This is a genomic window from Bacillus sp. 0209A (assembly GCF_036765095.1).
Taxonomy (GTDB): Bacteria; Bacillota; Bacilli; order Bacillales; family Bacillaceae; genus Bacillus; species Bacillus subtilis_G.
The window spans coordinates 75,528-89,641 of sequence record NZ_JBAIZV010000001.1 but is presented as its reverse complement, the minus strand read 5'-3'; the positions used below and the strand labels follow the sequence as shown (position 1 = coordinate 89,641).

At 41.2% G+C, this 14,114-nt stretch carries 23 protein-coding genes; 16 read left to right on the top strand and 7 right to left on the bottom strand.

Annotated features, from left to right (window positions below):
- The first annotated feature begins 19 nt into the window (after window positions 1-19).
- The 6 genes from yneA to V6D44_RS00245 all read left to right on the top strand — a co-directional run bounded on the left by yneA (window position 20) and on the right by V6D44_RS00245 (window position 4,380).
- Window positions 20-337 carry a cell division suppressor protein YneA gene (yneA, locus tag V6D44_RS00270; protein ID WP_087991431.1) on the top strand — a complete coding sequence of 106 codons (318 nt, stop codon included), beginning with the start codon at window positions 20-22 and terminating at the stop codon, window positions 335-337.
- Between the two features lie 18 nt (window positions 338-355).
- On the top strand, window positions 356-1,009 hold the full coding sequence (locus V6D44_RS00265) for a YneB family resolvase-like protein (RefSeq protein WP_087991430.1): 654 nt from the start codon (window positions 356-358) through the stop codon (window positions 1,007-1,009).
- 63 nt (window positions 1,010-1,072) lie between these two features.
- Window positions 1,073-1,306: a DUF896 domain-containing protein gene (locus V6D44_RS00260; protein WP_087991429.1), complete on the top strand. Its 234-nt coding sequence runs from the start codon at window positions 1,073-1,075 to the stop codon at window positions 1,304-1,306.
- A 167-nt stretch (window positions 1,307-1,473) separates the two neighbouring features.
- A complete protein-coding gene (tkt, locus tag V6D44_RS00255) occupies window positions 1,474-3,477 on the top strand; it encodes a transketolase (protein ID WP_253269125.1) in 2,004 nt (667 codons plus the stop codon).
- A gap of 152 nt (window positions 3,478-3,629) precedes the next feature.
- Window positions 3,630-4,076, top strand: a complete 447-nt coding sequence (sirA, locus tag V6D44_RS00250) for a sporulation inhibitor of replication protein SirA (protein ID WP_087991427.1) — start codon at window positions 3,630-3,632, stop codon at window positions 4,074-4,076.
- A gap of 85 nt (window positions 4,077-4,161) precedes the next feature.
- Complete coding sequence (locus V6D44_RS00245) at window positions 4,162-4,380, top strand: YneF family protein (RefSeq protein ID WP_003221221.1); 219 nt, start codon at window positions 4,162-4,164, stop codon at window positions 4,378-4,380.
- A 73-nt stretch (window positions 4,381-4,453) separates the two neighbouring features.
- Here V6D44_RS00245 and ynzD read toward each other — a convergent pair whose 3' ends face one another.
- A complete protein-coding gene (ynzD, locus tag V6D44_RS00240) occupies window positions 4,454-4,627 on the bottom strand; it encodes an aspartyl-phosphate phosphatase YnzD (protein WP_087991451.1) in 174 nt (57 codons plus the stop codon).
- A 220-nt stretch (window positions 4,628-4,847) separates the two neighbouring features.
- Here ynzD and ccdA point away from each other — a divergent pair, with 220 nt between their 5' ends.
- From ccdA to V6D44_RS00225, 3 genes are all read left to right on the top strand, one after another.
- Window positions 4,848-5,555: a cytochrome c-type biogenesis protein CcdA gene (ccdA, locus tag V6D44_RS00235; protein WP_253269126.1), complete on the top strand. Its 708-nt coding sequence runs from the start codon at window positions 4,848-4,850 to the stop codon at window positions 5,553-5,555.
- A gap of 87 nt (window positions 5,556-5,642) precedes the next feature.
- On the top strand, window positions 5,643-6,005 hold the full coding sequence (locus V6D44_RS00230) for a response regulator (RefSeq protein WP_087991425.1): 363 nt from the start codon (window positions 5,643-5,645) through the stop codon (window positions 6,003-6,005).
- Between the two features lie 66 nt (window positions 6,006-6,071).
- Window positions 6,072-6,563: a CcdC family protein gene (locus V6D44_RS00225; RefSeq protein ID WP_087991424.1), complete on the top strand. Its 492-nt coding sequence runs from the start codon at window positions 6,072-6,074 to the stop codon at window positions 6,561-6,563.
- Between the two features lie 30 nt (window positions 6,564-6,593).
- Here V6D44_RS00225 and V6D44_RS00220 read toward each other — a convergent pair whose 3' ends face one another.
- The 4 genes from V6D44_RS00220 to sspO form a co-directional block, all read right to left on the bottom strand.
- A complete protein-coding gene (locus tag V6D44_RS00220) occupies window positions 6,594-7,022 on the bottom strand; it encodes a DUF2621 domain-containing protein (protein WP_202327632.1) in 429 nt (142 codons plus the stop codon).
- 232 nt (window positions 7,023-7,254) lie between these two features.
- Window positions 7,255-7,647 (bottom strand): outer spore coat protein CotM, encoded by a 393-nt coding sequence (gene cotM, locus V6D44_RS00215; protein WP_202327730.1) that lies wholly within the window; start codon window positions 7,645-7,647, stop codon window positions 7,255-7,257.
- 80 nt (window positions 7,648-7,727) lie between these two features.
- Entirely contained in the window at window positions 7,728-7,874 is a 147-nt protein-coding gene (locus V6D44_RS00210; RefSeq protein WP_003221237.1) for a small acid-soluble spore protein P, read from the bottom strand.
- Window positions 7,875-7,905: 31 nt separating this feature from the next.
- Window positions 7,906-8,052 (bottom strand): acid-soluble spore protein SspO, encoded by a 147-nt coding sequence (sspO, locus tag V6D44_RS00205; protein WP_003244839.1) that lies wholly within the window; start codon window positions 8,050-8,052, stop codon window positions 7,906-7,908.
- 226 nt (window positions 8,053-8,278) lie between these two features.
- Here sspO and acnA point away from each other — a divergent pair, with 226 nt between their 5' ends.
- The 7 genes from acnA to V6D44_RS00170 all read left to right on the top strand — a co-directional run bounded on the left by acnA (window position 8,279) and on the right by V6D44_RS00170 (window position 13,110).
- Complete coding sequence (gene acnA, locus V6D44_RS00200) at window positions 8,279-11,008, top strand: aconitate hydratase AcnA (protein ID WP_202327631.1); 2,730 nt, start codon at window positions 8,279-8,281, stop codon at window positions 11,006-11,008.
- 71 nt (window positions 11,009-11,079) lie between these two features.
- Window positions 11,080-11,592 carry a redoxin domain-containing protein gene (locus V6D44_RS00195; protein WP_087991421.1) on the top strand — a complete coding sequence of 171 codons (513 nt, stop codon included), beginning with the start codon at window positions 11,080-11,082 and terminating at the stop codon, window positions 11,590-11,592.
- Window positions 11,593-11,670: 78 nt separating this feature from the next.
- Window positions 11,671-11,796, top strand: a complete 126-nt coding sequence (locus tag V6D44_RS00190) for an FbpB family small basic protein (protein WP_003244964.1) — start codon at window positions 11,671-11,673, stop codon at window positions 11,794-11,796.
- Between the two features lie 64 nt (window positions 11,797-11,860).
- Complete coding sequence (locus V6D44_RS00185; RefSeq protein WP_010328560.1) at window positions 11,861-12,007, top strand: acid-soluble spore protein N; 147 nt, start codon at window positions 11,861-11,863, stop codon at window positions 12,005-12,007.
- Window positions 12,008-12,043: 36 nt separating this feature from the next.
- Window positions 12,044-12,295, top strand: coding sequence for a small acid-soluble spore protein Tlp (gene tlp, locus V6D44_RS00180; RefSeq protein WP_087991420.1), 252 nt, complete (start codon window positions 12,044-12,046; stop codon window positions 12,293-12,295).
- Window positions 12,296-12,378: 83 nt separating this feature from the next.
- The gene (locus tag V6D44_RS00175; protein ID WP_087991419.1) at window positions 12,379-12,795 is read left to right on the top strand and encodes a YbgC/FadM family acyl-CoA thioesterase; all 417 of its coding nucleotides are present in this window, start codon (window positions 12,379-12,381) and stop codon (window positions 12,793-12,795) included.
- A 15-nt stretch (window positions 12,796-12,810) separates the two neighbouring features.
- Window positions 12,811-13,110 (top strand): hypothetical protein, encoded by a 300-nt coding sequence (locus V6D44_RS00170; protein ID WP_087991418.1) that lies wholly within the window; start codon window positions 12,811-12,813, stop codon window positions 13,108-13,110.
- Between the two features lie 32 nt (window positions 13,111-13,142).
- On the opposite strand, the gene V6D44_RS00165 is transcribed toward V6D44_RS00170, so the two are convergent.
- Entirely contained in the window at window positions 13,143-13,430 is a 288-nt protein-coding gene (locus tag V6D44_RS00165; RefSeq protein ID WP_087991417.1) for a HesB/YadR/YfhF family protein, read from the bottom strand.
- An 87-nt stretch (window positions 13,431-13,517) separates the two neighbouring features.
- Window positions 13,518-14,099 (bottom strand): glycerol-3-phosphate 1-O-acyltransferase PlsY, encoded by a 582-nt coding sequence (gene plsY / locus V6D44_RS00160; protein ID WP_253269127.1) that lies wholly within the window; start codon window positions 14,097-14,099, stop codon window positions 13,518-13,520.
- Window positions 14,100-14,114: the final 15 nt, after the last annotated feature.

The window sequence follows — 14,114 nt, the reverse complement described above, 5'->3', positions numbered from 1 at the left end:
AACATTCCTGTTGGAGGTTATGATCATGGGTAAAGAATCTATTATTTTTGTCGGTCTGTTCACAGTGATTTTGAGCGCGGTAATCCTTTTGCTGTCATATACAAGCAGCGGCCAGGAGCTTAATCAGTATGTTAAAATAGAAGTCCAGCAAGGCGATACACTTTGGTCTATAGCCGGCCAGGTAGCAGATAAAAAGAAAATAAACAAAAGTGAATTTATTGAATGGGTGGCTGATAAAAATCATCTTCAGACGTCTGATATCCAGCCGGGAGATGAATTGGTGATTCCATTGAAAAAGAAACATCAGGATGCATATGAATTGGCAACTGTAAGATAGAGAGGAAAGATAGAAAAAATGAAAGCACTCATTTATGCCCGCGTAAGCACAAATAAAGAACAGCAGGAGACGTCATTAAAGCGGCAGGAGGAGGAGCTTACGGCAATTGCGGCCGAGAACGGCATGGAAGTCGTCAAAGTGATTTCTGAGAAAGCTAGCGGATATGAAATGGATCGGGATGGTGTATTTGGGCTGCTTGATGAGATCAAGAATTCTGGAATTGATGTCATTTTGGTTCAGGATGAAACTAGGCTCGGACGTGGAAATGCAAAAATCGCACTGCTTCATTGCATCTATAGAGAAGGTGTGAAAGTCTATACAACGGCTCACAGAGGTGAACTGGAGTTATCGGAGGCTGACTCGATGGTGCTGGAGATCGTCAGCATTGTTGAAGAGTACCAGCGGAAAATTCACAACATGAAAATCAAGCGGGGAATGAAACGTGCAGTAAAAAACGGTTTCAAACCGCAAAAAAACCTGAAAAACCAACATGAAAACAGCGGAAAAGAAAGAATAGAGGTGCCCATCTCAGAGATCGTCCGCCTAAGAGCGAATAAACTGACGTTCGCAGAAATTGCGGCTACGCTGAGAGGATTTGGGTATGATGTATCTAAAGCGACCGTCCACCGGCGGTTTCAGGAATACATAGAGAATGACGAGACAGCCGATTGAATCAGTTGTAAAACTCTTTTTGATCTAGTACTATATAGACAAAATGCCATAAAGGAGTTTAACATGATTTCAAACGAAAAAATTGCCAGAATTAATGAACTTGCTGCCAAAGCCAAAGCTGGCGTTATGACAGAAGAAGAAAAAGCTGAACAGCAAAAGCTCCGTCAAGAGTATTTGAAAGGTTTTCGCTCTTCTATGAAAAACACATTAAAAAGTGTGAAAATCATTGATCCGGAAGGCAATGATGTTACACCAGAAAAACTAAAAAAAGAAAAAAGAAATAATAAACTTCACTAATAGAAGAGGAATACGGCAATAACGTATTCCTCTTTTGCATATACTATAGCAACACTTTCATGGGACAAATTTCAACAAGTTTCTCTCAAATTTAAGCTGAAACAGTTGAGAAAAAGTCGTCAGACATTTATGATGTAAGGGTACAACACATAAGGAAGGGGATTTTTATGGATACAATTGAAAAGAAATCAGTTGCTACCATTCGCACACTGTCCATAGACGCTATTGAAAAAGCAAATTCTGGTCACCCAGGGATGCCAATGGGGGCAGCTCCAATGGCATACACGCTGTGGACAAAATTTATGAACGTAAGTCCGGCAAACCCTGGCTGGTTTAACCGTGACCGTTTTGTTTTATCTGCTGGACACGGATCAGCACTTTTATACAGCATGCTTCATTTAAGCGGGTTTGATCTTAGCATCGAAGATCTTAAGGGATTCCGCCAGTGGGGCAGCAAAACACCTGGACATCCGGAATTCGGACATACTGCCGGTGTTGATGCGACAACAGGACCGCTTGGCCAAGGAATTGCCATGGCTGTCGGAATGGCTATCGCTGAACGCCATTTAGCGGAAACTTACAACCGCGACTCATTTAACGTGGTCGATCATTATACATACAGTATTTGCGGTGATGGTGATTTAATGGAAGGCATCTCTTCTGAAGCCGCTTCACTAGCAGGCCATCTTCAGCTTGGCCGTCTGATCGTATTATACGATTCTAATGACATCTCTCTCGATGGAGATCTCGACCGTTCGTTCTCTGAAAACGCAAAACAGCGTTTTGAAGCAATGAATTGGGAAGTTCTTTATGTTGAAGATGGAAACAACATCGAAGAATTAACAGCGGCTATCGAAAAAGCACGCCAAAATGAAAAGAAACCTACATTAATTGAAGTGAAAACAACAATTGGATTTGGTTCTCCTAACCGTGCCGGTACATCGGGTGTTCACGGTGCGCCGCTTGGTAAAGAGGAAAGCAAATTAACAAAAGAAGCTTACGCGTGGACATATGAAGAAGATTTTTACGTTCCTTCAGAAGTTTATGAGCATTTCGCTAAAGCGGTTAAAGAATCAGGCGAGAAAAAGGAAAAGGAATGGAATGCCCAATTCGCTAAATATAAAGAAGTTTATCCTGAACTCGCTGAACAGCTTGAGCTGGGAATCAAAGGAGAGCTTCCAAAGGACTGGGATCAAGAGGTTCCTGTTTATGAAAAAGGAAGCAGCCTGGCATCCCGTGCATCTTCCGGTGAAGTTCTCAACGGCCTTGCGGAAAAAATTCCTTTCTTTGTGGGAGGATCTGCTGACCTGGCGGGATCAAACAAAACGACAATTAAAAATGCCGGTGATTTTACAGCGGCTGATTACTCAGGCAAAAACTTCTGGTTCGGTGTTCGTGAATTTGCGATGGGCGCAGCCTTAAATGGTATGGCGCTTCATGGCGGACTTCGTGTATTCGGCGGGACTTTCTTTGTCTTCTCTGACTACCTGCGTCCGGCAATACGCCTTGCAGCATTAATGGGTCTTCCTGTCACATATGTCTTCACACATGACAGTATTGCGGTAGGTGAAGACGGTCCGACGCACGAGCCAGTTGAACAGCTTGCTTCACTCCGTGCGATGCCTAATCTTTCCTTGATCCGTCCTGCAGACGGCAATGAGACAGCGGCAGCATGGAAACTTGCAGTACAAAGCAATGAACAGCCAACAGCGCTTGTATTGACACGCCAAAACCTTCCTACGATCGACCAAACAGCTGAAGAAGCATTGGCAGGAGTAGATAAAGGTGCATATGTCGTTTCTAAATCTAAAAACGAAACACCTGACGCTCTTCTCATCGCTTCAGGCTCCGAGGTGGGTCTTGCGATTGAAGCGCAGGCTGAATTGGCAAAAGATAATATCGATGTGTCTGTTGTCAGCATGCCTTCAATGGACCGTTTTGACAAACAATCAAATGAATACAAGAACGCCGTCCTTCCTGCAGATGTGAAAAAACGTCTTGCGATTGAAATGGGCTCATCATTTGGATGGGGCAAATACACAGGGCTTGAAGGAGACGTGCTCGGCATAGACCGATTCGGTGCATCCGCTCCCGGTGAAACCGTCATCAATGAATACGGCTTCTCAGTTCCAAACGTAGTGAACCGAGTAAAAGCATTACTCAATAAGTAAGTCTTTCAAAGAGGATGAGTCAAATCATCCTCTTTTTCTTGTTTATCCGACAAAAATAGTATTGGCTGTTTAACAGTAATAGACAATTCTTTCTTTTCTTCTTTTGTATAATAGAGTGCAAATGAAATGCTGCTGAAAAAGGGGATGAAAAGATGGAACGTCACTACTATACGTACCTGATAAAAGAGGAATTTGCCAATCACTATTTCGGGCGGGAATCGGTTATGTTTGAGCTGTTTCAAGACTATCATTGGACAAGCCTGACAAAGCAGCGGTATGAAATGACAGAGAAACAGATTCAATATATTACACAGCCAATCCCGATTTTACATATGCATCAGCGATTAAAAATGAATTTACACAACACGGATTACAGGCAGGTGGATTATATTTATAGATTAGCTTTACCGAAAGCAAAAGGCCACGCGACGTTTATGATGAAAGAGAACATGATAGAAATTGTGGCTTCGGGGAATTACGAGGCAGAAACGATATTCTTTGAAGTGTTGAGAAAAGTAAGCCCTTGCTTTCTGGCTATGGATTTCAATTCGAAGCGTTACGGCTGGCTAAATCCGGTGAAAGAAAGAAATTTTGTCTAAAACCGAAGAAAAAGAGATGTAAATGTTGTATAATAGCTTTTGGTTTAGTACACTTTAAACTAGACAACATGAAGGAGGAAATAAAATGACTTTATGGGTTGGCATCCTAGTGGGCGTTGTTGCATTGCTCATAGGTGTTGCACTCGGGTTTTTTATTGCTCGTAAATATATGATGAGCTATCTTAAAAAGAATCCGCCTATTAATGAACAAATGTTACGCATGATGATGATGCAAATGGGAATGAAACCTTCTCAAAAGAAAATCAATCAAATGATGAAAGCCATGAATAATCAAACGAAATAATACGTAAAGATTATGATATAGAGAAACATGGTTATAAAATAAAAAACCCTTATACGGGTTTTTTATTTTGCAATCATTCGTCACCCGCTACTGCTCGAAGGCGCTGCTTTTGATATTGTATGAGAAGATGGTCAAGCTCCTGACTGAGCTCTATCGTACTATGAGATGTCATTCCGTTCGCCATGACAATTTGCAGCAGCTCTGCTCTTTTTTTTTCGATTTCATTTAATAGATGCTCTCTAATCACAGGGATGTATCCTTTCATACATTAGATCTTCAAAGTAAATGTTTGTTTATATTATATCCATATTTATACTAATTTTCAAATGAGAAGGAGTACAATAACTCAATGTCAAATTAAATTATATAAGTTTTTTCTGAAAATAGAAATCCTTCAAGTGAAAGTGTTAAAAAAATGAAATGATTTTGTCATTTGAAGGAATGTCAAATCGTGAAGGGATGATGACATGGGAGACGTGAATTATTTTTTGACCTTCGGAGCGGGATTTCTATCCTTTATTTCGCCTTGCTGCCTGCCGCTTTATCCAGCTTTCTTGTCATATATTACAGGGGTCAGCATGGATGATGTGAAAACAGATAAGCTGCTGCTGCAGAAAAGAAGTTTGTTTCATACTTTGTGTTTTTTGCTTGGCTTTTCAGTCATTTTTATCGCTTTAGGTTATGGAACATCTTTTATTGGCAGCCTCTTTAGGGATTATCACGATGCGATTCGGCAAATTGGCGCGTTGCTTATTATTTTGTTCGGTTTTATTACACTTGGCGTGTTCCGGCCTGAGGCGATGATGAAAGAGCGGAGAATCCATTTTAAGCATAAACCAAGCGGGTTTTTAGGTTCCATCTTAATCGGAATGGCATTTGCGGCGGGGTGGACGCCATGTACCGGTCCGATATTAGCGGCTGTTATCACACTCGCAAGCACAAATCCAGGCTCAGCGGTGCCGTACATGATGTTATATGTACTCGGTTTTGCTGTTCCGTTTCTTTTATTGTCTTTTTTTATCACAAAGCTAAAGTGGATAAGAAAGAACCAGCTTTTGATCATGAAAGCAGGCGGCGTCTTGATGATTGTGATTGGTGTGCTGTTATTCTTTAATTGGATGAGCCTGATTATTATTTTACTGTCGGATCTTTTTGGAGGATTTACTGGTTTTTAACGGCAAATTACTTTCGTACTACTACTAATCCTTTTGTTTTTGGTACAATAAGACTATTATCTGTGGAAATCGATTTTGGAGGGGAATATGACAAGAGTTTTAGTTGTAGACGACGCCAAGTTCATGAGAGTGAAACTCAGAGAGATCTTGGAAGAGGCAAATTACATAATCGCAGGCGAAGCGGCGGACGGCGAGCAAGCAGCGGACCTGTATAAAACACTGCGGCCGGACATCGTAACAATGGATATTACAATGCCAGTGAAAAACGGCATTAAGGCGCTTCGTGATATCCTAACCTTCGATCCTAAAGCGAAGGTCATCATGTGTACCGCAATGCGGCACCAAAGAATTGTAACAGAAGCGATTGAACTGGGGGCAAAGGACTTTATTGTCAAACCGTTCGAGGAAACAAAAGTGCTAGAAGCTGTCAGCCGCGTGATGGGACATTAAAGTCATTGGTTTTTTTTATTGTTTTGGAGTATAGTATATAGTATCAACACTCCTAGAAACAAAGGAATGATAAATATGATGATTATAGTTTCATCGATTATTGCTGTGTTAATGGCTGTAGCTGTGATGGTGGTCAGAATAAAATCTTCTGATAAGCCCGTTTCACCGAAAAAAATCATTCTTCCGCCGATTTTTATGAGTACGGGAGCGTTAATGTTTTTATTTCCGGTATTTTGGGTAACTGGTGCAGAGTTTTTAGAAGCATTCACTTTAGGCGTGATTTTCTCTATTTTTCTAATCAAAACGTCTAAATTCGAAATTAAAAATAATGAAATTTACATGAAACGCTCTAAAGCATTTGTATTTATATTAGTCGGCCTTTTGGTGATCAGAATCGTGATGAAATCGATCTTGAGTACATCAATTGATTACGGCGCACTGAGCGGAATGTTTTGGATTCTGGCGTTCGGTATGATTATGCCGTGGAGAATCGCCATGTACTTGTCATACCGAAAACTTCATAATGAGCTGCAGTCTGCTAATATTCAAATGAATTAAAAAACCTTTCCTCCTGTCAGGAAAGGTTTTTTATTTAAGAAGGGTTTGATATGGTTCGAGATCGATTTTTTTGTCTCTGAGATGTCTTTTTAAGAAGGTATGGTCTCTTTTAGGAGTTGCGAGAATATAGCCTCTGATCATAAGCTTCTGATCAATCTTTGATACCTTTTCTTTTAATGCTAGCTCACCGATTTTACCTGCGATTTTGGCTTTTGCTGCATCTCTGAACAGCTCCGGAACCGGAGATACCAATTCATTAAGGAATTGTTTGTTTTCATTGCTCCACAAATGCCTGCTCTTTTCGATATAGTAATCCTGCCAATCCAGCTCTGACCTGCCGTCTTCTTTTGGTAAACGCTTTAAAAACTTTCGAAACATAAAAAAACCGCCGATTGATAATAAGACAATCATCGTGATCACCCAAAACAGAATAAACCACAAAAACCAGCCTTCCAGCATCAATCATTCCCCCTTATTCTAACCATATTGTATACGAAGAGAGATTAGAAGAACACAGTAAAAAAAGAATAGAAAAAAAGTGATAGACGTCTAGTCAAAAGAGATAGTAGATCATAATCTATTGTATAGTGAATCTGCTATTTGGCCATGGGAGAATCACTAGAGGGCATTTGACGATAAATGGACGGAAAAAAGTCACTTTCATAATAGGGGATGAAAGTGACTTTTCATTTTAGCTAAGAGGAAATTGAATAGAAAAAGAAGAATCATTTTCTGTTTCTTTATTGACGGCAACTGTGAGTAGTTGGTTTTCGCATTCGGTTTGAATGATTTTGTCATTTAAATAAAAAGGAAGCATCATTTGTTTTTCAAAAGTCTGTCCTGACGATTTGACCGTTAAGATGAACTCGCATCCAGACAGGGTAACCGTTACTTGTGTCGGCTGTAAAAAAGTCAGATCCGCTTCAATAATATACTGCTGACTTGTTTCATATAAATCAATAGGCAATGTTTCGTCGTACCAGGCGAAGGGATCTTCAAATAATTGCCGAAGCCATTCATCCATACCATCGAAATCATTAGCGTCATTCCGTTTAGAATGGGTCATGGAAGCATTCCTCCACATATCAACCTTGCTTGACATCATATGCGGCGAATCAGAAATGGGTGAACGCATAAAAAAACAGACACTGAGGTCTGCTTTTCTTACATATCGTGGCTTGAATTGTGCTTTTGTCTTGTGTGGTTCCGGTTTTTCACTTTTTTGCTTCCGCTGAGAGGCTCCGGCTGGCCCGGATTGTGTCCTTTAGGGGCGTTTTTATGCATATCTTTACTAGTATTTTTATTGGTCATAAAATGAGAACCTCCTTAAAAGAGTTCGATGTTATTGATTGGTTTTTCTTTTTTTATTATTTTGGCGTTCCGCTTCAGTCAGTACAAGCTGGTCGTTTTCGATATAGCCTGCGCCTTTGCCTTGGCTTTTTGCGTCATTCATGCCGTTAATGACGTGATTCGCTTTTCGTTTGACCATCATTATCACCTCCATCATAATATGGCTTCTTTTGTTTCGTTCTATGAGAGATCATAAACAGCAATAATTACCGGTACGTTTGTCTGATAAGCCGAACTTATTGTATTTAATAAAAACATTGATATTTACTTATGTATGATTTTGCTTTAATATGAAATTGTGAGAAAATTGTGATGGGATTTATGTTCATCTGAGAATGATCTGATCTGAAGGGGGATTTTGGAGAATGGCAAACGAGCAAAAAACTGCAGCAAAAGACGTTTTCCAAGCGAGAAAAACGTTTACTACAAATGGGAAAACTTATCATTACTACTCTTTAAAAGCATTGGAAGATGCAGGGGTCGGGAAGGTTTCGAAGCTTCCTTATTCCATCAAAGTTCTTTTAGAATCAGTATTGCGTCAAGTTGACGGATTCGTGATCAAACAAGAGCATGTGGAAAATTTGGCAAAATGGGGAACTGCCGAATTAAAGGAAATCGATGTTCCGTTCAAACCATCTCGTGTTATTTTACAAGACTTCACAGGGGTTCCGGCAGTAGTAGACCTTGCTTCACTGCGTAAAGCTATGGCAGCTGTCGGCGGAGATCCTGATAAAATTAATCCTGAAATTCCTGTTGATCTCGTTATCGACCACTCTGTTCAGGTTGATAAAGCAGGCACAGAAGATGCGTTAGCTATTAATATGGACTTGGAATTCGAAAGAAATGCCGAGCGCTATAAATTTTTGAGCTGGGCAAAGAAAGCGTTTAATAACTATCAGGCAGTGCCGCCTGCAACAGGTATCGTGCACCAAGTAAACCTTGAGTTCCTGGCAAGTGTCGTCCATGCCATTGAAGAAGACGGCGAGCTTGTCACGTATCCTGATACGCTTGTCGGAACAGATTCACATACAACAATGATTAACGGAATCGGTGTTCTCGGATGGGGTGTCGGCGGAATTGAAGCTGAAGCAGGAATGCTTGGACAGCCTTCTTATTTCCCTGTTCCTGAGGTAATCGGCGCGAAACTTGTCGGCAAGCTTCCGAACGGAACAACCGCTACTGACTTGGCGTTAAAAGTGACTCAGGTGCTGCGTGAAAAAGGCGTTGTGGGCAAGTTTGTTGAATTCTTCGGACCGGGAATTGCTGAATTGCCGCTTGCGGACCGTGCAACAATTGCGAACATGGCTCCGGAGTACGGCGCTACATGCGGATTCTTCCCAGTAGATGAAGAAGCGCTCAACTACATGCGTCTGACAGGCCGTGATCCTGAACATATTGATGTTGTCGAAGCATACTGCAGAAGCAATGGCTTGTTCTACACTCCTGATGTTGAAGACCCTCAATTTACTGATGTGGTTGAAATTGACTTGACCCAAATTGAAGCAAACTTATCAGGTCCAAAACGCCCTCAGGATTTAATCCCGCTTTCTGCTATGCAGGAAACGTTCAAAAAACATTTAGTCAGCCCTGCGGGTAACCAAGGATTCGGTTTAAATGCTGAAGAAGAAGATAAAGAAATTAATTTTAAACTCCTTAATGGCGAAGAAACAGTGATGAAAACGGGTGCGATAGCCATTGCTGCGATTACAAGCTGTACGAATACATCGAACCCGTACGTTCTGATCGGTGCCGGACTCGTAGCGAAAAAAGCGGTTGAATTAGGACTTGAGGTGCCTAATTACGTGAAAACGTCACTTGCACCGGGTTCTAAAGTCGTTACAGGATATCTTGTGAATTCAGGCCTTCTTCCATACATGAAAGAGCTTGGTTTTAACCTCGTTGGGTACGGATGTACAACATGTATCGGAAACTCAGGGCCGCTTTCACCAGAAATCGAAGAAGCGGTTGCGAAAAATGATCTGCTGATTACATCTGTCCTTTCCGGAAACCGTAACTTTGAAGGACGTATTCACCCGCTTGTTAAAGGCAACTATCTTGCTTCACCGCCGCTTGTTGTGGCATACGCGCTGGCTGGAACGGTGAACATTAACCTGAAAACCGATCCGATCGGTGTAGGCAAAGATGGTCAAAACGTTTACTTTAACGATATTTGGCCGTCAATGGATGAAATTAATTCACTTGTTAAGCAAACTGTTACGCCTGAGCTCTTCCGCAAAGAGTATGAAACGGTATTTGACGACAACAAGCGCTGGAACGAGATTGAAACGACAGATGAAGCGTTATATAAATGGGATAATGAGTCAACCTACATTCAGAATCCGCCATTCTTCGAAGAAATGTCTGTTGAACCAGGCAAGGTTGAACCACTCAAAGGTTTGCGTGTTGTCGGTAAATTCGGCGATTCAGTCACAACGGACCATATTTCTCCTGCAGGAGCAATCGGAAAAGACACGCCTGCCGGTAAGTACTTGCAAGAGAAAGGGGTTTCTCCTCGTGACTTTAACTCCTACGGCTCCCGCCGCGGAAACCATGAAGTCATGATGAGAGGAACATTTGCCAACATCCGCATCAAAAACCAAATCGCGCCGGGTACAGAAGGCGGATTTACAACGTACTGGCCGACTGGTGAAGTAACATCAATCTATGATGCGTGCATGAAATATAAAGAAGATAAAACCGGCCTTGTTGTATTAGCTGGAAAAGACTACGGTATGGGATCTTCACGTGACTGGGCTGCAAAAGGAACAAACCTTCTCGGCATCAGAACGGTCATTGCTGAGAGCTTTGAGAGAATTCACAGAAGCAACCTTGTATTTATGGGTGTTCTGCCGCTTCAATTTAAACAAGGTGAAAATGCGGAAACACTCGGCTTAACCGGTAAAGAAGTGATCGAGGTAGATGTTGATGAAAGCGTACGCCCTCGTGATATCGTTACAGTAAGAGCAATTGATGAAGACGGAAATGTAAAAACATTTGAAGCACTTGTCCGCTTCGATAGTGAAGTTGAAATTGATTACTATCGCCATGGCGGCATCCTGCAAATGGTGCTTCGCGATAAAATGAAGCAGTCCTGATGAATCAATAGGAAGAGAAGGCATTTCGCTTTCTCTTCTTTTTATGACAAAGTGTGCTGCGGAGGTGGCATATGATGAAAAAATGGCTCGCAAGGATCCTGCTTATTATGCTTGCCAGCTATATGGGATGGAATTTGTATCAAACATACACCAAAAAAGAAGTGGGAATAGAAGAGGGACAGCAAGCTCCAGAATTCACTTTGAAAACGCTATCGGGAGAGAAAAGTTCCTTACAAGACACAAAAGGCAAAAAAGTCCTCCTCAATTTTTGGGCAACTTGGTGTAAACCGTGCCGGCAGGAAATGCCAGCGATGGAACAGCTGCAAAAAGAATACGCAGACGAACTTGCGGTTGTTGCTGTTAATTTCACTTCAGCTGAGAAAAGTGTGAAACAGGTTCAGGCGTTTGCTGATACGTATGAATTAACGTTTCCTATCCTGATTGATAAAAAAGGGATCAATGCTGACTATAACGTGATGTCATATCCAACGACGTATATCTTAGATGAAAAAGGCGTTATTCAAGATATACATATCGGCACCATGACAAAAAAAGAAATGGAACAAAAACTGGATCTTGATTAGATTCAGTTTTTTTATGTTCTGAATGCTTACAAATTTTCAGAATTGGAAAAAATAAATGAATATGCGGAGGTGAGAAGAGTGAAGAAGATGAGAAAACGTTCTTTTCATGAGCTCGTCATGGAAAATAAAAAAGAGCTGATGACCAATACAGAGTATTTAAATCAGCTTGAGGAAAAGCTTGAACAGCGATTTAAGCAAAAATAACCTTTAATTTGTATTCATGTTTACCCCTCCTTTTGAGAATCCTATCTATTGAGGAGGGATAGACATGGGAAACAACAAGAAAAACGGTCAGCCTCAATTTGCTCCAAGCCACTTGGGTACGAAGCCTGTAAAATATAGAGCCAATAAAGGGGAAAAAATGCAGGATAAGTCCGGACAGCAGCCGATCATCATGCAGACAAAAGGTGAGTAGCGCAAAATTGAGTATATTTCTAGGAGGTCCATCCAAATGACAAATAACCATAAACAATACCAGCACCCTAATCCTGATGATCGTTCTGATAACGTAGAAAAGCTGCAGGATATGGTTCAAAATACAATTGAAAACATGGAAGAAGCAGAAGCATCAATGGAGTTTGCTTCAGGAGAAGATAAGCAGCACATCAAAGAAAAAAATGCTAGACGCGAACAGAGTATCGAAGCGTTTCGCAATGAAATTCAAGACGAATCCGAAGCGAGACAAAACGGATACCGCTCTTAAAAACCAGGGAAACCTGGTTTTTTTCTTTCTGATTTGATTATGGTAAAATGGGGCTAAATTGACGTTAAGGGAGCAGAATAATTTTGCAGGTATCAAAAAAAGAAATAGAAGTGCGTTATGCAGAGACAGATCAAATGGGGATTGTCTATCACGCAAATTATCTTGTGTGGATGGAGGTCGGCAGAACGGCCCTCATAAAGGATTTAGGCTTTTTATACAGTGATATGGAAAAGAGAGGCGTCCTCTCACCAGTCGTTGATATCAATATATCCTATAAAAAGCCGCTTCATTATGGAGAAACCGCGGTTGTGCATACATGGATAGAGGACTACAACGGCTTTAAAACCGTCTATGGTTATCATATTTATAATCCGGCCGGCGAGCTTTCCATCGAAGCCACCTCATCTCATATTTGTGTTGATAAAGAAAGCTTTAAGCCTATTCAGTTCCGCAAAGCTTTCCCTGATTGGCACGCAGCGTATGAAAAGGCCAAAAAATAGGGAAGTGAACGAGATATGGCGTTTGGAGTGAAACGGGAAGAACTCAACCGGTGGAAACAAGCAGTGAAAAGAGGAGACATTGCATTTTTAACCCATTACTGGCTGGATGACCGGTTTCCAGAAGCAAAGACCGTGACAAAAGCCGGCTGTGCAGATATTGATAAACTGATTCAATGGGGAGCGGCGTACGGTTTAAAAAAAGAATGGATACATAAGAAAAGTGAATTTCCTCACTTTGATCTCCTGGGTAAGACACAAAAATATATTTTGGAACAAGAGAACCTGACCGATCATCTTAAAAGATTTCATTTGTAAAAAAAGGAACGCACATAACGTGCGTTCCTTTTTTATTGATATTCAAAAACAGGTTCATCAGCATCCTCTGAATAGCTGACTAGAAGGTCGTGGTTATCGAAGTACCATAGATCACTTTCTTCAATAAAGAAGGTAATGCCGCCGGCTTCTGCAGTGGCTCCAGCCTCTTGCGGGGCATCTTTCGCAACACCGAGGGAAAATCCCTTTTGAACGTTGCTACAGCCGCCGTAGCGGACGAAAAAGCGAACCTGATCTCCGCTTTCTAAATCCAGCTCTTCTTTATACCAGTTCAGTGCGTCTTCGTTAATTGTCATATTCATAACAGAACACCCCTTTGTACTTCATTTGAATTTTCTCTATTATAAACGTATTAGGCTATTCTGTGTCAAAAGAGAAGGTTTTTACGTTTATAACCATTTCACTTTAGGTTCTGTTTTATTGATAATTCGTTTAATGTTCGCCCGGTGTCTGTATATCACAAAAATAGTGAGCAGGGTAACAACAATCAATAAATACCTATCATGGACAAAGAGACTATATATAACAGTATAGATCCCTGTTAACATTGATGACAGGGAAACAAATTTAGTCAAGTATAAAAAGATGAAAAATACCGCGATCATCGTGATAAATAACAGAGGTGCGTAAAATAGCAAAACGCCTCCAGACGTTGCCACGGCTTTACCGCCTTTAAATTTGGCGAATATAGGAAACACATGGCCTAAAACTGCAAAGACTCCAATAAGAAGCGGATGAATATCAACATGCATGAGATAAGGCAATGCAGTTGCCAGCGTCCCTTTCAAAATATCTCCGGCTATGACGACGGAACCAGCTTTTACGCCCAGCGTACGGAACGCGTTGGTTGCGCCTAGGTTGCCGCTTCCGTGTTCCCGAATATCAATTCCCTTGGCAAGCTTGCCCACAATTAAGCCAGATGGAATGCTGCCTATCAGGTAGGCCAAAATAATCAATAAAGCAATAAACATCTACATTTCTCCTTT